Raw genomic sequence first — 19601 nt, forward strand, 5'->3', positions numbered from 1 at the left:
TCATATGTATGATGTCAATGTTGCCATCCAAAACAATCGCCGATGATCATGGGTGACACATTTCAAGCAATCGGGTAAGCGATGTCGGGCTTCACGTTCTCGGAAAGGATCGGCATGACCGATATGATACATTTGCAGCGTCTCGACGAATTGATGGATCGTTACGATGTCCTCCTCTGCGATGTTTGGGGTGTTCTGCACAATGGAGTCGATTCTTTTGCTTCCGCATCGGCGGCTCTTTCACGTGCGCGGCAAGCCGGTCTGACGGTCGTCCTTATAACCAATGCACCGCGCCGTTTCGATAGCGTCGCACAGCAGATACACGCGCTTGGCGTGCCCGAATCTTCGTACGATCGCATTATCACATCGGGGGACGTGACACGCGAGTTGATCCGTAATTCACCGCGCCACGTCTTTCACCTTGGGCCTGAGCGCGATGAAACGCTGTATGAAGGGTTGGACGTCGAACTTGTCGAGGAACGCGAAGCAGACGTCGTCGTATGCACCGGGTTCTTTGATGACGAGACGGAAACACCCGAAGACTATGCCGAAATGCTCACTCGATTGCGGTCGCGTGATCTGCCGTTCATTTGCGCCAATCCGGATATTGTCGTCGAGCGCGGCGACCGCCTCATATGGTGCGCAGGAGCGCTTGCCCGTGACTATGGCCAACTTGGCGGCCGGACTTTGATTGCCGGCAAGCCGCATCGCCCAATCTACGAGGCGGCTGTTGCCGCTGCTACGGAGGTGCGCGGCGAGCCTGTCGATCTCGCCCGCGTCCTCGCTATCGGCGATGGTATGCTGACTGACATCAAGGGCGCCGACCTTTTCGGGATCGATGCTCTCTATATTTCCGGTGGTATCCATGCTGGAGACTACGTCATGGGCGGCGTTCAAGACCTTGAGAAACTGCTTGCATTTCTGGCGAAGCACGGCAGCAATCCTGTGGCCACAATGACAATGCTGGCCTGAGGCTAAAGTTCATGTCGATCCTGCGTCTGAGCGATCCGAACCATTTGCCCGAGCACCTCAAGGATGCCGTGGTCGCGATTGGCAATTTTGATGGTGTACATCGCGGTCATCAGGCCGTGCTGGAACGCGCGCTCGAGGCGGCACAGGCGGCGGGAAAGCCTTCTCTCGTGCTGACTTTCGAGCCGCATCCGCGCAGCGTGTTTGTACCGGACCAGCCGGTCGACCGCTTGACCCCGGCCGCCGAGAAAGCCTCTATTCTCGAAGCATTGGGCTTTGATGCAGTGGTCGAGTGCCACTTCACCCGCGAGTTTTCGCAACTGACAGCAGACGTATTTGTGGACCAGATATTGGTCGGCGCCCTGGCAGCGAGCCGCATCGTTACTGGTTTTGATTTTCATTTCGGCAAGAACCGTCAAGGCGGACCCGCCTTTCTGATGGATGCCGGCGAAAAGCGTGGCTTTCACGTCACCCTGGTTGATGCCTTTCGCGATGAGGGCGGCCACGCAATCTCATCAAGCCGCATTCGCGAGCTTTTCGGCGAAGGGGAGGTGGTGGAGGCCGCGGGTCTACTTGGTTATCGCCACCGTATTCGGGCAGAGGTCATTCGCGGCAAACAGCTAGGCCGTACGATTGGATTTCCGACAGCCAACATGGTTTTGCCGCCGGAAACACATCTGAAACACGGCATTTACACCGTGCGCTTCCGCAGGGCGGACGGCACACTCTACGATGGCGTTGCCAGCTTCGGCCGGCGGCCGACAGTCGACACAGATGGTGAACCGCTGCTCGAAACCTATGTCTTCGATTTCAATGGCGATCTCTATGGTGAAACCTGCGCTGTATCATTCTTTGGTTATCTGCGCGGCGAGGAAAAATTCGACGGCCTGGAACCGATGATGCAGCAAATTAAGCGTGATGAAGAGGAATCGCGGGCCTTGTTGCAGGGTGTGCGGCCATTGTCAGCGCTCGACCAGGCGATCAACTTCGATTGAATTGGTAAATTGTTTACCAAGACAATAAAGCCAATTTTATCTATCTTTCGGTAGTTTCTCCGGATAACTTGCCACCTCCCAGGCAGGGTTCCGGAGTGATTTCATGTCTATTCGCCTGATTGGCGCTCTCTCGAGCGCACTGTTTTTTGCGGGATCAACTGCAGTTTTTGCTGATGAGTATTATCCGGACAGCCAGCCAACCAGTAGCACGCGCGGGGATCATTGGTGGTCAGGCGACTGGTATCTGACGCTTGGTGCGAAAGGCTTCGTTGCTCCAAAGTATGAAGGCGCCAAGGACTATATGCTCAGCGCTGCCCCGGTTATCTCCCTTGGCCGTGCAGGTAAGTCGGTTCGTTTTTCTTCGCTCAACGACAATGCCTCCCTCGGTTTCATCGACACAGGCGTTTTTCGGGCCGGGATCACCGGAAAACTGATAACCGGTCGCGACCGTGGTGACTCTGATGATCTCAAAGGCCTTCACGATGTCGACTGGGGATTCGAGCTCGGTGGCTTTGCAGAATTCTATCCGACAGACAATATTCGCGGCCGAGTCGAGGTGCGGCGCGGTATCGGCGCTCATGATGGCGTCGTTGCCGATTTTGCCATCGATGCTTTCAAGGACATAACACCGACAGTGCGCGTGTCTGCGGGTCCGCGTGCAACCGTTGCCTCCAAAGACTATTTTGAGGAATATTATGGTGTGGCTGCCAGCGAGTCCGTGGCGTCGGGCCTCGCACAGTATTCGCCGGGCGGCGGCCTTAAATCGCTTGGGGTCGGCGGTCAAATCACCTGGCAGACCACCGATAAGATCACCACGAGCGCCTATGCCGAATATAGCCGGTTGATGGGGCCAGCGGCAGATTCAAGCCTGGTCAGGGAACGCGGTTCAGCCAATCAGGCGACATTGGGCGTGCAGGCAACCTACCGCTTCGACTTCGCGCTTTAAGGGGCTGAGGCGACGCACGCGAAGTTTATTGCGCCTCCCTCTTTATTCTATGAGCAGTGATTGCTAAAAGCGCGGCATGAAAACCGTTTGCTGGACTGGCGCGCAGTCCATACCTATTCGGGCGATACGAATTACTGGCCCGGCCTTGCCGCGTTCCTGAAGCTTCGGCTTTCTGGTGCGGAAGGTCCGGGGCGGCGCCTTTGCGCTCTAATATATGATTTCTTCGAATCTTGCCCGCTGCGATAACGCGCGGGCCCCATCACAAGCTGGTAAAATGACCGACACGTCCACGACACTCGACTATTCGAAAACACTCTATCTGCCGCAAACGGACTTTCCGATGCGTGCGGGACTTCCTGCCAAGGAACCGGAATTCGTCGCACGCTGGCAGGAGATGAACCTCTATAAAAAGCTACGCGAAGACGCGAATGGGCGACCGCTCTATGTTCTGCATGACGGTCCGCCCTATGCCAATGGCAACATCCATATCGGCCACGCGCTGAACAAGATCCTCAAGGACGTCATCACGCGTTCATTCCAGATGCGCGGCTATGACTCCAATTATGTGCCCGGCTGGGACTGTCACGGTCTGCCTATCGAATGGAAGATCGAGGAGCAGTACCGCGCCAAAGGCAAGGACAAGGACGAGGTGCCGATCAACGAATTCCGCAAGGAATGTCGTGAGTTCGCTACGCACTGGATCAAGGTCCAGTCGGCGGAGTTCAAGCGCCTCGGGATCGAAGGCGATTTCGAAAATCCTTACACGACCATGGCCTTCCATGCAGAGAGCCGCATTGCCGGTGAATTATTGAAATTCGCCATGTCCGGCCAGCTCTATCGCGGCTCCAAGCCGGTCATGTGGTCGGTGGTCGAACGCACCGCGCTCGCCGAAGCCGAGGTCGAATATGCAGATATCGAAAGCGATACGATCTGGGTGAAATTTCCTGTTGCTGAAGGACCCCGGGATTTATTGTCCGCGCATGTCGTCATCTGGACGACGACCCCCTGGACCATCCCAGGTAACCGTGCCGTCAGCTACTCGCCGCGCGTCGCTTACGGTCTTTATGAAGTTGAGACGGCTGAGAACGATTTCGGTCCCCGTCCAGGTGAAAAGCTGATCTTTGCAGATGCCCTTGCCGAAGAATCGGCAACGAAAGCCAAGCTGACCTTCAAGCGCATCAGGACCGTTTCGGCTGATGAACCTGCGGCGATCACGCTTGCTCATCCCTTTAAAGGCCTTAGCGGCGGATATGAATTTCCTGTGCCCATGCTGCCCGGCGATCATGTCACCGACGATGCCGGCACAGGTTTCGTGCATACCTCTCCCAGTCATGGCCGCGAGGATTTCGATGCATGGACGGACGCGCGCAGCGATCTTGAAGCTCGCGGCATTTCTTCGGCAATCCCGTTCACCGTCGATGATGCCGGCTATTATACAAAGGACGCGCCGGGCTTCGGCCCCGACCGTGAAGGCGGTGCCGCGCGCGTTATCGACGACAATGGCAAAAAGGGCGATGCCAACAAGGCTGTCATCGAAGAACTCATCGCGCGTAGTGCGCTGTTCGCGCGTGGTCGCCTGAAGCATTCCTATCCGCATTCGTGGCGCTCGAAGAAGCCGGTGATCTTCCGCAATACACCGCAATGGTTCGTCTATATGGACAAGGACCTCGGCGATCAGACGACGCTGCGTTCGCGGGCACTTGCCGCGATTGACGAAACACGTTTCGTCCCTGCCGGTGGCCAGAACCGTTTGCGTGCGATGATCGAAGATCGCCCTGATTGGGTGTTGTCGCGCCAGCGCGCCTGGGGTGTGCCGATCTGCGTCTTTGCCGACGAAGACGGCAATGTCCTAAAGGACGACGGCGTCAACGCTCGCATCCTCGAAGCATTCGAGCAGGAAGGAGCCGACGCATGGTTTGCCGAAGGCGCTCGCGAGCGGTTTCTTGGCGAAAAGGCCAATGAGCCATGGACGCAGGTCCGCGATATTCTTGATGTTTGGTTCGATTCCGGTTCAACCCATGTGTTTACGTTGGAGGACCGGCCCGACCTGAAATGGCCTGCCGATGTCTATCTCGAAGGTTCGGATCAGCATCGCGGCTGGTTCCATTCCTCGCTGCTGGAAAGCTGCGGTACGCGTGGTCGCGCGCCCTACGACACCCTTGTCACCCATGGGTTTACCATGGATGAGGAAGGACGAAAGATGTCGAAATCGCTCGGCAATACGGTGACCCCGCAGGATGTCATCAAGGATTCCGGTGCGGATATCCTACGTCTTTGGGTCATGACGACCGATTATTGGGAAGATCAGCGTCTCGGCAAGAACATCATCCAGACCAACATCGATGCCTATCGCAAATTGCGCAATACGATCCGCTGGATGCTTGGCACGCTTGCTCATGATGAAGGCGCCGAGATCGCCTATGACGATATGCCGGAGCTCGAGAAGCTGATGCTGCATCGGCTTGCCGAACTCGATGAGGTTGTACGCACGGGCTATGACGCTTTCGAGTTCAAGCGTATCACCCGCGCGTTGATCGACTTCATGAATGTCGAACTATCCGCCTTTTATTTCGACATCCGCAAGGACTCGCTCTATTGCGACGCGCCGTCGAGCATCAGGCGCAAAGCCTCGCTTCAGGTCGTGCGCCTGCTTTTTGACCGCATCGTCACATGGCTCGCCCCAATGCTGCCGTTCACGATGGAGGAAGCTTGGCTGGACCTTCACAAGGATGCAGTATCGGTACATCTTGAGCAGTTCCGGGAAACGCCAAAGGAATGGAAGAACGACGAACTCGCCGCCAAATGGCGCAAGGTGAAGGATGTTCGCCGTGTCGTTACCGGCGCGCTTGAACTGGAGAGGGCAAAGAAAACCATCGGCTCGTCCCTTGAGGCGGCGCCTGTGGTCTACATTACCGATCCGGAATTGCTTGCCGCGGTGAAAGGTCTGGATATGGCGGAGATCTGCATCACCAGCGACATCACGATAAAAAGCGAAAAAGCACCTGCGGATGCGTTTGTCGCCGATGATGTGAAGGGCGTTGCAGTTGTATCCCAACGTGCAACGGGCATGAAATGTGCCCGTTCGTGGCGATATACGCATGATGTCGGCCTGGACCCGGCATTTCCTGATGTTTCGGCCCGTGATGCCGAGGCTCTACACGAGCTGGAAAAACTTGGAAAGCTTGCTGTTTAGAGAAGAAATGCGGATTGCTGGATAAAGTGATCCGCATATTCCTCTGTAAAAACATGCACAGACTTGCTTAATCTAATTGGCCTCATGTAAAAGGCTTGCCATTGAGTTGCCTGATTTTAGAGGCAGGGCATAGATCAAGCAAAATTGATCGGCAGTCGGAACTGCCCAGACATGGGTTGGAAATAGCGAGTATGGATTTGAACGGACGCATAACGGTTTTCGGTGCACTGGTCGCGTCACTGGCGCTTGGCGGCTGCGTGTCGTCGCCCACCTATGGTACGGACAAGACTGCTGGCAGCCAGCTTCTCGACGACGTATCGAACATGGCCTCCTTCGGACAATCCAAGAAGAAGAACCAGATCGCTTACAACCCGCGTCCCGAGCTCGTCCGCCCGGCCGAGGGCAAGGTAGCACAACTGCCAGCACCGCAGAATGATGTCGTGACCACCGATAGGGCAAATTGGCCGGAATCGCCCGAGGCGCGGCGCAAGCGCATACGCGACACAGCTACTGCCAACCAGAACAATCCGAACTTTACGCCTGAAGTAGAGAACGACATGCCTCTTGCCCAGCGATCTGCAGGCAAGCCGGAATATGGGTTCTTCAATGACAAGTCCCCTGCCAATCAAGGATCGAAAAGCAGTGCGGCCGCAGATTTTCGCGCTCGCAAGCTTGCGTCAACAGCCGGATCGCCAACGACTCGTCGTTACCTGAGCGAGCCGCCACTCGAATATCGTGCGCCAGCGTCAACCGCTGCAGCCAATGAGCTGGGTGAAGACGAGGCCAAGAAAGAACGGGAACGCAAAGCCGCTGCAAAGAAAAACAAGGGCTTTAGTTGGAAGAATCTTATTCCTTGGGAATAGGGTTCACCAAGCGCGCAATCTGTAACATCCACAATTGTTGAGGCGGTATTCCTGACCGGCCGCGAAGGTTGTCGCACCGACAACTAATTGCAACTACAACGATATTTGCGCACCCTAATACTTAAGTGTTATTATTTCTGACACTAGTCGAACCCTTGGGGCGTTGGGGGGTGTTCGAATGATTGTTGTCAGGATGGCGGATAAAACTAGTCGTGCCTTGCGCGCGGGTCTGACAACGTTCTCTTTTTCCGTTTTTATCCTCATTCCTGTCGGGCCGGTTGTTGCCCAACAAATCGTAACGAGTGGTCAGGTCGAGAGTGGAATCCTGTCGGTTCCCGGGCCACAACCCAGCCCTTGGGATGTGGGATTTCTGCTTAATGTTGGCCGTGATGCTCAAGGGGAATTGATCATACGCGACGGTGGTGTTGCTTTTCTCACGCGCGTCGATCTGATTGTGACTCGAATGGTGACAGAAGCTGGTGGGGATCTTGGCGGTATCGGCAGCGTCCTGGTGACTGGGGCGGGATCGTCGTTCGATTATGGCCATCAGATGTTGATCGGCGGAGCCGGAACGGGATCTCTCGTTGTTGAGAACGGTGCAAGGGTATTCGATGCCGGTGCGGATTTTAATGGCGACCCTGCAGCGACGGCGATCGGGTCAGAAGTCGGCGGCTCGGGAACGGTCCGCGTTGATGGCACTGGTTCCCTCTGGGAGGCCGGATCTCGGCTAAGCGTCGGCATTCGAGGCGCAGGTTCTCTGGATATCATTGCAGGTGGCCGTGTATCGACCGATACGGTCGTCGCTATAGCGCGGTTCCCCGAGGCCAATGGCACAGTCACCATCCGGGGTGCGAATTCAGTGCTTGATCCCGGGCGTTTCTGTTCGTCGGCCTCGGCGGGAGTGGTTCGCTCTCGGTGCTGGACGGTGCCGCTGTTCGAAGTCTTGATAGGGTTGATATTGGCGGAGGGGCTGGGGTACCTGCGCAGAATATCGCAGCCGGCTCAGGGACTGGCATTGTCAATGTCGCTGGCACAGGGGCTGCACTTTCTGCTGCATCGGAACTGATCGTTGGAAATTCCGGCACCGGAACGTTGACCCTTGGTAGCGGCGGTACAGTTGCGAGTCCCATCATAAGCATCGCTTCCGAACCTGGTTCGTCAGGAACGCTCAACGTTCTAGGCGGAACTTTGCAAACAGATAGCATCGCTTTCGGCCCAGGCAGCGGCACGTTCAATCTCGATCCCGCGACGGACTATAATCTTACAGCTCGCATGAGTGGGCCGGGCGCATTCAATGTGCTTTCAGGCAACGTGATTCAGACGGGAGACAGCAGCGGCTTCACCGGCAATACCAACCTTGCGAGGGGCAATCTGATTGTCAATGGCACACTCGGCGGGATCATTAGTGTCGAGAAGACCGGGCTGTTGGGTGGAACCGGCACCGTGGGCTCCACGTCAATTAACGATGGTGGTCTCCTGGCTCCGGGCAATTCCATGGGTACGCTGCACGTTAACGGCAATCTCTCGTTCAACCAAGGGTCGACCTATCAGGTCGAAGTCGATCCGGCTGGCAACAGCGACAGGACATTGGTCTCCGGAAATGCAACGCTGGGCGGCGCACAGGTGGATGTCATCGCTTCAGCCGGCAGTTGGCGCATCGGTACGGCCTATACCATCCTAACGGCTACGGGCGGATTGAACGGCAGCGAGTTCGGCGGTGTGACATCGAACCTCCAGTTCCTCGATCCCGCCCTCACCTATGATCCAAGCAACGTCAAGCTGATCCTGCGCCGTAACGACATCGACTTTGCCGAAATCGCGAAGACACCCAATCAACGCCGTGCCGCAAAATCCATCGACGATTTCATCGCGCTGGATCCAATCGCGGACGAAAATCCCCTTATCGGAAAATTGCTGGGATTGGACAGGGCTACCGCACTGCTCACAATCGCCCAGCTGCCCGGTGAAATCCACGGTTCTCTCAAGAGCGTGCTGCTGGATGACAGCCGTTTCATACGGGATGCGGCCAACAACCGGCTTCGCGCTGCATTCGAAGTTGTCGCGGCGCCATCCTTTCCGGTTCTTGCTTATGGGCCAGACGGTGTCGAGCCCCAAGCAGCGGCAGGCGATCGCTTCGCCATTTGGGCGCAGGGGCTCGGGTCATGGGCCGATTGGAACAGCAATGACCAAGTACCCGGTCTCGATCGGTCCGTGGGTGGCATTCTCATTGGCGGCGACGTGCCGTTCGGTGAAAATGTCCGGGTCGGAGCGCTCGCTGGTTACAGCCGTACCAACATCGACGAACCGGACCTGGGTGCTTCAGCCGATGTCGATAATTATCATCTAGGTATCTATGGCGGTGCCGAGTTTGGGACTCTCAATCTGCGCTCGGGTGCTAGCTATACGTGGCATGCCATCGACACCAATCGTCTGGTCCAGTTCACAGGATCGCAGGAACATCTGACTGCAGACTATGGTGGTGGAACTGCACAAATCTTTGGCGAACTTGGCTACGAAATCCAGGCCGAAAGCGGAACTCTCGAGCCCTTCGCCAATCTGTCCTATGCCAATCTGCATGTTGACAGTTTCGCTGAAAAGGGTGGTTCGGCCGCGCTGGCCGGTGCTTCGTCGGACACCGATGTCACATTTACCACGTTTGGATTGCGCGGCTCAAAGGAATTGTTGTTCGGCGATGCCACGGCGACGCTTCGGGGCATGGCAGGCTGGCGGCATGCCTACGGCGATGTCACGCCGTTATCGTCGCTTACATTTGCTGGTATGGATAGCTTCGAGATATCGGCATTGCCGATCGCTCGGGATGCTGCACTGGTCGAGGTGGGTTTGGACATTGATCTTGCGCCGGCCACCACATTTGGCTTTTCCTATCGTGGGCAGATTGCCAGCGAAGTGCAGGATCACGGTGTCAAAGCCGATCTGACAGTGCGATTCTAGCAACGAGAATTGTGGAACGGATTGATGCTTTCGTTTACAAGGGGAGCGCGTCGCTTCCATCTTCCCATCGAGGACAGCAACAATTGTTCATCCTGCGATTTCTTGGCCTGATCATCCTTATAATTTTGACGCTTATTGGCTTTCTGTGGGGAGGGTTTGCACTCTGGTATCAATTGCCGTTTGGCATTGCCGGTAACATCGGTTGCCTCTTGCTCTGGGCGGCGATCGCTTTCGCCGTACTTTGGCTCGAGTTTAAAGGTCGTGGCTGGCGCGCACTCGTCGTGCTGGTACCGGTCATGATTGGCCTCGGTTACTGGTGGAGCACGATCAAACCCTCGCTGAATCGTATTTGGGCCGATGATGTTGCGCAGACTGTGACCGGCTCACTTAACGGCAACTTTGTAACGATATCTAACATTCGCAACTTTGAATGGCGTACGCCGACTGACTACACACCACGCTGGGAAGTTCGGACCTATGATCTTCAAGATCTGGAGTCCGTCGACCTGTTTCTGTCCTATTGGTCGAACCCCGCTATCGCCCACACGCTTGTCAGCTTCGGCTTCAATAACGGCGATCACGTAGTTTTCTCCGCAGAGATACGCAAGGAGCGTCATGAAGTGTTCTCCGAAGTCGGAGGGTTCTTCAAGGAATTCGAGCTGGCGATGATTGCCGCAGATGAGCGCGATATCATTCGATTGCGTACCAATATCCGCAAGGAAGACGTTTATCGCTACCGCATCAACCTCAAACCGGAGATGCGACAGGCACTCTTCCTGTCCTATATCGACAACGCCAATCATCGGGCGAGCACAGCAAAATTCTATAATACAATAACGGCCAATTGCACGACGGTGGTTTTCGACATGGTCCGCGCCATAACTCCGGAACTGCCGCTGGATTACCGGGTCATTCTGTCAGGTTATTTGCCCGGCTACCTTTATGATATCGGCGCCATCGATCATCGCGGACCATTGGACGCGACGATAAGAGCAGCTTCGATCAACCAGCGGGCTCAGGATGCTGGCTCAGATACCGATTTTTCCGCGAAGATCAGGGCGGAAAATTAAAGTCTTTTGGTGCGGAAGAATTCCTTGAGCATGACTTCCACTTCCTGTTCTTGAAAGCCGGAATATACCTCAGGAGCATGGTGGCACGTCGGCTGAGCAAAAAACCGCGCTCCGTTGTCCACGCCGCCGCCTTTGATGTCCTGTGCGCCGTAGTAGAGCCGCCTTATACGGGCGAAAGAAATTGCCGCCGCACACATGGTGCAGGGCTCCAACGTTACGTAGAGATCGCAACCGGTGAGGCGTTCGTCATCAAGGATGCGGCAGGCTTCGCGAATGACGAGGATTTCCGCATGTGCGGTTGGATCGTTGAGCTCGCGCGTGCGATTGCCCGCCTGCGCCACGATTGTCCCATCCTTGACCAGGACCGCACCGATCGGCACCTCGGCGCGCGTCGCGGCGTCATGCGCTTCGGCTAGAGCCACACTCATTGGATCAGTTTTTTGGTTCACGCGGCGCTCATCGTCCAGAATTTACTCGCAAGAAAACCTCATAGCTGTTAGTGAGCGCTGCTGAAAGGCAAACATTCCATGACAAGTTCAAATGATGACGGGAAGGGCGGCAAACGTCCCTTTGAAAAGCGCAGCTTCGACAAGCGAGGCAACGACGGCGATCGCGCCAGAGGCCCACGCAAGTTCGACACTGCTCCCGCCAAACGTGGGGCTGACCAGCACAAACCCTCACGTGACGAAGCACCAGCCGAAGAAGGCGAACGTATAGCCAAGCGCTTGGCGCGGGCCGGCATAGCTTCTCGGCGCGAGGCCGAAACGATGATCGCCGCAGGCCGCGTTTCCGTCAATGGCAAGCGGCTCGAAAGCCCGGCTATCAATGTCATGCCTGCCGATCGCATCGAAGTCGATGGCAAGCCTTTGCCGCAAAAGGAACGCACACGTCTTTGGCTCTACCACAAGCCCGCAGGTCTTGTTACGACCAACCGTGACCCGGAAGGGCGCCAGACCGTCTTTGAATCTTTGCCTAAGGATATGCCGCGCGTTCTTTCCGTCGGTCGTCTCGATATCAACACGGAAGGCTTGCTGCTTCTCACCAACGATGGCGGCCTGTCGCGCGCTCTTGAACTACCGTCTACCGGCTGGCTCCGCCGCTATCGTGTTCGTGCTCATGGCAGCATTACCCAGGAAAAGCTCGATACCCTCAAGGATGGCATTGCAGTCGATGGCGTCTTCTACGGCGCGATCGAAGCGACCCTGGAACGCGAACAAGGCTCGAACGTCTGGATCATGGTTGGCTTGCGCGAAGGCAAAAACCGCGAGGTCAAGAATGTACTTGGCGCGCTTGGACTTTCAGTTAACCGGCTGATCCGTATTTCCTATGGACCGTTCCAGCTTAGCGATCTGCCGGAAGGCTCGGTGCGCGAAATGAATGGCCGAACCTTGCGCGACCAGCTCGGGGAACGGCTGATCGAAGAATCCGGTGCGGATTTCGATGCGCCAATAATCAACGTGTTCTCCAATGACGCGGTGAAGGGCGAGGCGGTCCAGCAACCGAGCGAGCGTCCGGAGCGCCGCTCATCCGAATGGATTTCCAGTGCTCCTGTCGCCAAGTCCCGAGGGCCACGCAAATCGAAGGATGAGAAGCGGGAGGAAACCCTTTCGCGCTGGACCACGGATCGCAATGAGCGACCGGCGGTGCCTCGCGGCGGTCGTGAAGATCGCCCGGCACGCGCGCCACGCGAAGACGATCGAAAGACGCGCGCCCAACACGGCGTGTCATCGAAAGCTGATCGGGAGCGCAAGGAAGACGAAGCCGCTGCTCCGCGCAAGTCTCGCGGCGCCAATGTCTGGATGGCGCCTGGCGCGCGTCCGATGGGCAAGGCGAGGGCGAAGGCCGTGGCAGCGCGAGAAGAGCGAGGCCGTTCGGACAGCCCGCGGGCTGACAAGCCGAAGCGTTTCGGCGAAGGCTCCGCTCGGCCTGCCGGTGATCGTCCTGTCGGGGATCGCCCCACCGGTGGCCGTTCGTCAGCTGGCTATGCCGGCGACAAGCCACGCAGTTTTTCTCCGCGCGCCCCGCGAAGCGAAGGCGACAATGCCGAACGACCGAAGCGGGCGTTCAGCGCGGCAAGGCCAGAAAGTTCGAGGGACGGACCTCGTCCGGATCGCCCGCCGCGAGTCGGCAAGCGGGAGCGTGCCGAATTGAAGGAGCGGGAAGCGAGGGGTGAGCGTCCGGCTCAGGGTGACCGCCCAGCGCGGGCCGAACGCCCCTATGGGGCGAGCGGCAAGCCAACCCGAGCGCCCGGCCGCCAGGATGGTAAAAGCGGAGACCGGCCATATGGCGGGCCCAAAGGTCCACCGAGAGGCCGGACCGGTGGCGGCGCAAGTCGTCCTCCGCGTGGCGACAAACCCAAATCCTAGGACCTGAAGCCATGCGAATTGTCGGTGGCAGATTTCGCGGGCGTGCCTTGGCGACGCCCGTCTCCAACGCAATACGGCCGACGACCGACCGTACGCGCGAAAGCCTTTTCAATATTCTGGTGCACAACTACCCGGAAAAGTTTGAATCGACGCGCGTACTCGACCTTTTCGCCGGGACTGGCGCACTGGGCCTTGAGGCATTGTCTCGCGGCGCTCGCTATGGTGTGTTCATTGAAGAATCGACGGAAGGGCGCGGACTGATCCGCACCAACGTCGAGGCATTCGGTCTGCTCGGTAACACCAAGATATTCCGCCGTGATGCGACGAAACTTGGCGACGCAGGCACCATCGAGCCATTTGATCTGGTCTTCGCCGATCCCCCCTATGGGAGAGGCCTCGGCGAGATGGCATTCAAATCCGCACTTGACGGCGGTTGGCTCAATCCAGACACACTTCTGGTGCTTGAGGAAGAGGCTGAAGCCGTGGTCGAACTCGATTCGCGATTTGTCGTGGTTGAAGAACGTCCATACGGCGGAACGGTTATACGGCTTGTCACATTGAAGTCGTAAAGACCGCGATTGTATCGCTTTTTGTGAAACAGAACTGGATCGATCTGTATGTCCTTCGTTTTAAGCCGCGCCCTTGCGGTATTTGTCCTGGTCGGCGCATCGACCCTTGCGGCTGTTTCCTTCGTTCCAGCACGCGCAGATACTGTTCCGCAAACCGCGAAGGCGATTGAGACAACCAATAAAGATGACGTTTCGTCGTTCCATCTGGACAACGGACTCGAAGTTGTCGTGATTCCGGATCATCGCGCGCCTGTCGTCACCCACATGATGTGGTACCACGTCGGTTCAGCAGATGAAGAACCCGGCAAATCGGGCATCGCACATTTTTTTGAACATCTCATGTTCAAAGCCACCAAGACCTTTCCGGCGGGTGAATTTTCCCGCAAGGTTGCCGAGATCGGTGGACAGGAAAACGCCTTTACCTCTTACGACTACACTGCGTTCTATCAGCAGGTCGCCCCATCGGCTCTCGAAATGGTCATGACCTATGAGGCCGACCGCATGGAAAACCTCATTTTGAATGACGATGTGGTCAAGACCGAACGCGATGTCGTGCTTGAGGAGCGCCGCTCGCGGACCGACAGCAACCCTTCGGCCTTGCTCGCGGAAGAGGTTAATGCAACGCTCTATCAGAACCATCCCTACCGGATGCCGGTAATTGGTTGGCTGCACGAAATGCAGCAGCTAAATCTCAAGGACGCGCTGGCATTTTACGTCAAATATTACACCCCGAACAACGCGACGCTTGTGGTCTCGGGTGATGTCGATCTGGCTACGGTGAAGGCGCTTGCGGAAAAGACTTATGGCAAGGTTCCGCGCCGGGCAGAGCCTGGAAAACGCGAGCGTCCGCAGGAGCCGGAGCAGAATACCAAGCGTACTGTCTCGTTGGCCGACCCGCGGGTCTCACAACCGAGTTTCCAGAAGATGTGGCTTGCTCCTTCCTATACCAGTGCCAAACCCGGAGAAGCTGAAGCCTTGGATCTCTTGGGTGAAATCTTGGGTGGATCCAACCGCAGTCGCATCTACCAGTCACTGGTCATCACTGACGGAACTGCTGCAAGCGCCGGCGCGTACTATCAAGGCGGGTCGCTGGATACCGGCAGTTTCGGTGTCTACGGTTCGCCGCGCGGTACAGCAACCCTTACCGAAGTCGAAGCTGGGATTGACGCTCAGATCGCCAGAATCATCAAGGATGGTGTGACGGAAGACGAACTTGAGAAGGCGCGCAATCGCTTCCTGAAGAGCGTGATTTTCGCCCGCGACAGTCAGGCTGGCATGGCGCGCATCTATGGCTCGACGCTCTCGACCGGACAAACCATTCAGGACATCCAGGAATGGCCAGACCGCATCCGTGCGGTAAAGGTTCAGGATATCCAGACTGTGGCGCAGCGCTATCTTGTCGATAGCCGCTCTGTCACGAGCTATCTCATGCCCGAGGACGGCAAACCTGATCAGAAATCGGACAACGAGCCCGCAGAAGCACAACAACCAGAAGCGCCTGCAGAAGGGGCCGTCCAATGACCGCGCCAATCATGAAGCGATTTGCCGCCCTGTTTTTCCTGATCCTGTTTTCTGCTGCTCCAAGTTATGCAGTCGAAATAAAGGAAGTTGTCTCGCCGAAAGGCATCAAGGCCTGGCTGGTGCAGGACGATTTCGTCCCGCTGATTTCCATGCGCTTTTCATTCAAGGGCGGATCGACACAGGATCCTAACGGCAAGGAAGGTCTTGCCAATTTGATGACCGGCCTCTTCGATGAAGGCGCCGGGGATCTCGATTCGGAAACTTTTCAGGAGAAGCTTGACGACGTCGGCGCTGAGATGGGCTTCAACGCCGACGATGACGACGTTACGGGATCCATTCGTATGCTCGCCGAGAAGCGAGATCAAGCCGTTGATCTTCTGACACTGGCGGTCAACAAGCCTCGTTTCGATCAAGCCCCGATCGACCGGATTCGTCAGCAGATTATTGCGGGGATCAAGTCATCTGAACGCGATCCCAACACGATAGCTGGACGTAAATTCGCAGAAGTACTTTATGGCGATCATCCCTATGGGCGTCGTTCAGAAGGCACTGAAGCGAGCCTGAACTCGATCACCCACGATGATCTGGCAACCTTTCACAAACGCAACTTCGCCCGCGATAATCTGATCGTTGCAGTGGTCGGTTCAATCAGCCCGGAAGAGTTGAGCCCGCTGCTTGACAAGGTATTCGGCGACCTTCCTGAGAAGGCTGAACTCGAGACTATCAGTGAAGCCAAGCTTGCATTTGGTCAGATCACGCGCGTCGATTACGCTCTGCCGCAGACATCGATTTCCATGGTTTATCCCGGTGTTCGCCGTCAGGATCCGGATTTCTTTCCAGCCTACATCATGAACCATATTCTCGGCGGAGGCACCTTCTCTTCGCGCATATACAATGAGGTGCGCGAAAAGCGCGGTCTTGCTTATTCGGCGGGCTCGAATCTCGTTACACGCGATCATATGGCGGCGCTGATGGTGAGCACGGCAACCCGGGCCGATCGCGCTAACGAAACCCTGCAGATCATCAAAACCGAGATCGCCAAAATGGCCAAGGACGGCCCAACGGAAGATGAACTTGTCGAAGCCAAGAAGTACCTTGTAGGGTCCTATGCGGTGAACAATCTCGACTCGTCGTCGGCTGTCGCCAGTACGCTTATCGGCTTGCAGGACGAAAATCTGGGCCGGGACTATATCGACAAGCGCGCCGAGCTGATCAATGCTGTTACGCTCGATCAGGTGAAAGCCGCGGCCAAAAAATTGCTTGAAACGGATCCGGCCATTCTCATCGTCGGATCGCCACAATCCTGAGAAGGATGGGAGCGCCATGATCGCTCGCGATCTGCAAGAGATGCATGGATCAGATGGCGCGGGTAATAGCGCCGATACGCCGACTTTCGCCATTGCATTCGGCGGCGGCGGGGCGAGGGGGCTCGCTCATATCAATGTCATCGAGGCCCTGGACGAGCTTGGCATACGGCCAACGGCAATATCCGGTTCCTCCATAGGTGCAATCATGGGCGCAGGCATGGCGGCGGGCATGTCCGGCCGTGACATCCGCGAGTATGCGATCGCCACCTTGTCGCGGCGCGCCGAAATTGCGGCACGGCTGTGGCGTATGCGCCCTGCCAGTTTTGGTGAAATGCTAGGCGGTGGTATCCGCTTCAGCCAATTTAATATTGAAAAGGTGCTCAAGAGTTTTCTTCCCGATCGCATTCCGGATACGTTCGAAGAATTGACTATTCCACTGAGTGTAACCGCCACCGACTTTTACGGTCAAAGAGAGGTGCCGATCGCCGAAGGTGATCTTTACAGCGCCATCGCCGCTTCAGCAGCCATACCGGCATTGTTCCGCCCCGTATTTCGGGACGATTGCATTCTCATCGATGGTGGCATCTATAACCCCGTTCCGTTCGATCACGTAAAGGACAAGGCACAGTTCGTCATCGCTATCGACGTCGTCGGAGGACCGGAAGGCGATATCGGTAAATTTCCATCGTCGATCGATGCGATGTTCGGCGCCAGTCAGTTGATGATGCAGTCGATCATCGCGACACGCCTGCGTACCGATCCGCCGGCAATTTTCCTCCGCCCAAACGTCGCACGGTTCGGTGTTCTCGATTTTCTCCGCGTTGAGCAGGTATTGCGCGACTCGGCCGGCATCAAGGAAGACTTGAAACGAGCGGTCGATGCCGCCATCACCTATGTCGAGCATCGCGAACTTGAGTGAATACGCCTATTCAGCCGGAGTGGCATCGGGTTCCATTTCTTCATCGGGAACCGTGTCGATACGCTTGGCTTCGCGCGTCGGCTTGATCAGTGGTTCTGGTGTCACCGGCCGCGTCAACAACAGATCGTTGCCGGCTGTCAGGCCTTCCGACGCCTGGATATGCAGCCTGTCCTCATCGCGCCGCCTGATATCCTCCATGATTTCATGGGCAAGTTCTTCGCTGACGCCGAGTTCTTCCAGCGTGCGGCGGCCAAACACCAGGCCGGACTCCAGGGTCTCGCGTAGCTCGTAGTGAACCCCGCGCGCTCGTAGCTTCAACGTGTGAACGCGGTCATACGAACGGACGAACAGCTTGATATCCGGATAGTTCGCCTGGATCATTTCAACGATTTGATCCGTCGTTTCTTTTATATGCGTGCAGACGGCAACGATCTTGGCTTGCCGTATTCCCGCAGCTTCCAGAACTTCCTTGCGCGTGCCATCACCGAAATAAATGCGGAATCCGAACCGTCCTGCGGCGCGTATCCGATCTGCGGACGCGTCGATCACAGTCACGTCGCTTCCACCAGCAAGCAGAATTTGCGCCGCGATCTGGCCGTAACGCGAGAAGCCGATCATCATCACATCGGCACCCGCTCCATCGAAGTCCTCGTCGATCTCGTCCTGCGCACTCGTATTGGCTAGAAATTTGTTTCCAAGCGCGACGGATAACGGCATGACCGCCATCGAAAGCGTTACGACTGCCACCAGTTCTGAGGCTGTGGACACACTCATCAAGCCGGCTGCAGCGGCCGCAGAAAACAATACGAAGCCGAACTCGCCACCTTGCGGTAGAAAGAAAGCAATCCGAATTGCATCATTGTGATTGGAGCGAAACAGCCGTGCCAGCAGATAGACGACGAGCGCCTTGATCGCCATGAAGACCGGTACCGCAAGCAGAATTGCCAGCCAGTCGGAGAGAATGACATCGAGATCCAGCGAGAGCCCGACAGCCATGAAGAACAGGCCGAGAAACACACCGCGAAATGGTTCGATATCGGCTTCGAGCTCATGCCGGTAGGAAGATTCCGCCAAAAGAACGCCGGCGATGAACGCGCCCATGGCCATCGATAACCCGGCGAACTGCATCAGGACAGCTGCACCCAGCACGACGAATAGCGCCGCGGCAATCATGACTTCACGCGCGCCCGTATTAGCAATGAAGCGGAACAGAGGGTTGAGGAGATAGCGTCCGACCGCGACGATTGCACCAATACAGATGACCGCGATAAGAAACTGGCCGAGCGGATCAGCCTCGTGCTGCGCAGAACCAGGCGCCAGGACGGGGATCATCGCCAGCAAGGGAACGATGGCCAGATCCTGAAATAGCAGGATTGCGAACGAAGTCTGACCGTGCTGCGTGGTTGTTTCGCCGCGCTCCTCCAATATCTGCATGGCAAATGCTGTCGAAGACAGTGCCAGACCAAACCCGGTCACAACTGCCGCCTGCCAGATCATCAAATTCAAAGCGAGGATCAGCCCGGTAAGCACAGCACCCGTTACGATGACCTGTGCGGCACCAAGGCCGAAAATCGCGTGGCGCAATGTCCAGAGACGCGAGGGCTTCAATTCGAGACCGATGACGAAAAGCAGGAACACGACGCCAAGTTCGGAGAAATGCAGGACCTGTTCGCCATCGGTAATGAGATTGGCCAGAGGTCCGATCAGTAGGCCAGCAGCGAGATATCCGAGAACCGTACCGAGCCCAAGACGCTTGAACAGCGGCGCCGCAATTATTGCCCCCGCGAGAAGTGCCAGTGCCTGAAAATAGAGGTTGCCGCTTTGCGAGAGCATATATTTGTGACCTCGGCTGTGAGATTGTTGCGTTGGCTTGCCTTGATAGACCCCAATTTGCACCATATAGGAAGGAATGCATCTGACTTTCGTCAGAT

The 19601-nt window shown here is 56.6% G+C and carries 15 protein-coding genes; 13 read left to right on the forward strand and 2 right to left on the reverse strand.

The genetic code is table 11. The annotated features are described in order from the left end of the window. The first annotated feature begins 123 nt into the window (after positions 1–123). From PHA01_RS01430 to PHA01_RS01465, 8 genes are all read left to right on the forward strand, one after another. Positions 124–972, forward strand: a complete 849-nt coding sequence (locus PHA01_RS01430) for a TIGR01459 family HAD-type hydrolase (protein ID WP_271893899.1) — start codon at positions 124–126, stop codon at positions 970–972. Between the two features lie 11 nt (positions 973–983). Continuing rightward, positions 984–1964, forward strand: coding sequence for a bifunctional riboflavin kinase/FAD synthetase (locus tag PHA01_RS01435; protein WP_271892863.1), 981 nt, complete (start codon positions 984–986; stop codon positions 1962–1964). 103 nt (positions 1965–2067) lie between these two features. After that, positions 2068–2910: a MipA/OmpV family protein gene (locus PHA01_RS01440; protein ID WP_271892864.1), complete on the forward strand. Its 843-nt coding sequence runs from the start codon at positions 2068–2070 to the stop codon at positions 2908–2910. Positions 2911–3184: 274 nt separating this feature from the next. Beyond that, positions 3185–6103, forward strand: a complete 2919-nt coding sequence (ileS, locus tag PHA01_RS01445; protein ID WP_271892866.1) for an isoleucine--tRNA ligase — start codon at positions 3185–3187, stop codon at positions 6101–6103. A 191-nt stretch (positions 6104–6294) separates the two neighbouring features. Beyond that, positions 6295–6966, forward strand: coding sequence for a hypothetical protein (locus PHA01_RS01450; RefSeq protein WP_271892868.1), 672 nt, complete (start codon positions 6295–6297; stop codon positions 6964–6966). A gap of 178 nt (positions 6967–7144) precedes the next feature. After that, a complete protein-coding gene (locus PHA01_RS01455) occupies positions 7145–8032 on the forward strand; it encodes a hypothetical protein (RefSeq protein WP_271892869.1) in 888 nt (295 codons plus the stop codon). After that, on the forward strand, positions 7981–9918 hold the full coding sequence (locus PHA01_RS01460) for an autotransporter family protein (protein ID WP_417020906.1): 1938 nt from the start codon (positions 7981–7983) through the stop codon (positions 9916–9918). The genes PHA01_RS01455 and PHA01_RS01460 overlap by 52 nt, the downstream gene beginning before the upstream one ends. An 83-nt stretch (positions 9919–10001) precedes the next feature. Further along, a complete protein-coding gene (locus PHA01_RS01465; RefSeq protein ID WP_271892871.1) occupies positions 10002–10988 on the forward strand; it encodes an Lnb N-terminal periplasmic domain-containing protein in 987 nt (328 codons plus the stop codon). Here the strand turns inward: PHA01_RS01465 and PHA01_RS01470 are convergent. Continuing rightward, positions 10985–11416, reverse strand: coding sequence for a nucleoside deaminase (locus PHA01_RS01470; protein ID WP_417020907.1), 432 nt, complete (start codon positions 11414–11416; stop codon positions 10985–10987). The genes PHA01_RS01465 and PHA01_RS01470 overlap by 4 nt on opposite strands. Positions 11417–11515: 99 nt before the next feature. Here PHA01_RS01470 and PHA01_RS01475 point away from each other — a divergent pair, with 99 nt between their 5' ends. From PHA01_RS01475 to PHA01_RS01495, 5 genes are read left to right on the forward strand one after another with little or no spacing between them, the layout of a single operon-like run. After that, a complete protein-coding gene (locus PHA01_RS01475) occupies positions 11516–13354 on the forward strand; it encodes a pseudouridine synthase (protein WP_271892874.1) in 1839 nt (612 codons plus the stop codon). 11 nt (positions 13355–13365) lie between these two features. Further along, a complete protein-coding gene (rsmD, locus tag PHA01_RS01480; RefSeq protein ID WP_271892876.1) occupies positions 13366–13923 on the forward strand; it encodes a 16S rRNA (guanine(966)-N(2))-methyltransferase RsmD in 558 nt (185 codons plus the stop codon). A gap of 48 nt (positions 13924–13971) precedes the next feature. Then, positions 13972–15444, forward strand: a complete 1473-nt coding sequence (locus PHA01_RS01485; protein WP_271892878.1) for a M16 family metallopeptidase — start codon at positions 13972–13974, stop codon at positions 15442–15444. Then, complete coding sequence (locus tag PHA01_RS01490; RefSeq protein ID WP_417020886.1) at positions 15441–16751, forward strand: M16 family metallopeptidase; 1311 nt, start codon at positions 15441–15443, stop codon at positions 16749–16751. The genes PHA01_RS01485 and PHA01_RS01490 overlap by 4 nt, the downstream gene beginning before the upstream one ends. 16 nt (positions 16752–16767) lie before the next feature. After that, the gene (locus tag PHA01_RS01495) at positions 16768–17670 is read left to right on the forward strand and encodes a patatin-like phospholipase family protein (protein ID WP_271892880.1); all 903 of its coding nucleotides are present in this window, start codon (positions 16768–16770) and stop codon (positions 17668–17670) included. A gap of 6 nt (positions 17671–17676) precedes the next feature. On the opposite strand, the gene PHA01_RS01500 is transcribed toward PHA01_RS01495, so the two are convergent. Further along, on the reverse strand, positions 17677–19503 hold the full coding sequence (locus tag PHA01_RS01500; protein WP_271892882.1) for a monovalent cation:proton antiporter-2 (CPA2) family protein: 1827 nt from the start codon (positions 19501–19503) through the stop codon (positions 17677–17679). Positions 19504–19601 lie beyond the last annotated feature (98 nt).

Source organism: Candidatus Phyllobacterium onerii, assembly GCF_028331445.1.
Lineage (GTDB): Bacteria > Pseudomonadota > Alphaproteobacteria > Rhizobiales > Rhizobiaceae > Phyllobacterium > Phyllobacterium onerii.

Excerpts from the sequence above, each read along its gene's own strand:
- PHA01_RS01430 (WP_271893899.1), top strand. The coding sequence starts at position 124 with ATGATACATTTGCAGCGTCTCGACGAATTGATGGATCGTTACGATGTC.
- PHA01_RS01435 (WP_271892863.1), top strand. The coding sequence starts at position 984 with ATGTCGATCCTGCGTCTGAGCGATCCGAACCATTTGCCCGAGCACCTC.
- PHA01_RS01440 (WP_271892864.1), top strand. The coding sequence starts at position 2,068 with ATGTCTATTCGCCTGATTGGCGCTCTCTCGAGCGCACTGTTTTTTGCG.
- ileS (WP_271892866.1), top strand. The coding sequence starts at position 3,185 with ATGACCGACACGTCCACGACACTCGACTATTCGAAAACACTCTATCTG.
- PHA01_RS01450 (WP_271892868.1), top strand. The coding sequence starts at position 6,295 with ATGGATTTGAACGGACGCATAACGGTTTTCGGTGCACTGGTCGCGTCA.
- PHA01_RS01455 (WP_271892869.1), top strand. The coding sequence starts at position 7,145 with ATGATTGTTGTCAGGATGGCGGATAAAACTAGTCGTGCCTTGCGCGCG.
- PHA01_RS01470 (WP_417020907.1), bottom strand. The coding sequence starts at position 11,416 with ATGAGTGTGGCTCTAGCCGAAGCGCATGACGCCGCGACGCGCGCCGAG.
- PHA01_RS01475 (WP_271892874.1), top strand. The coding sequence starts at position 11,516 with ATGACAAGTTCAAATGATGACGGGAAGGGCGGCAAACGTCCCTTTGAA.
- rsmD (WP_271892876.1), top strand. The coding sequence starts at position 13,366 with ATGCGAATTGTCGGTGGCAGATTTCGCGGGCGTGCCTTGGCGACGCCC.
- PHA01_RS01485 (WP_271892878.1), top strand. The coding sequence starts at position 13,972 with ATGTCCTTCGTTTTAAGCCGCGCCCTTGCGGTATTTGTCCTGGTCGGC.
- PHA01_RS01490 (WP_417020886.1), top strand. The coding sequence starts at position 15,441 with ATGACCGCGCCAATCATGAAGCGATTTGCCGCCCTGTTTTTCCTGATC.
- PHA01_RS01495 (WP_271892880.1), top strand. The coding sequence starts at position 16,768 with ATGATCGCTCGCGATCTGCAAGAGATGCATGGATCAGATGGCGCGGGT.
- PHA01_RS01500 (WP_271892882.1), bottom strand. The coding sequence starts at position 19,503 with ATGCTCTCGCAAAGCGGCAACCTCTATTTTCAGGCACTGGCACTTCTC.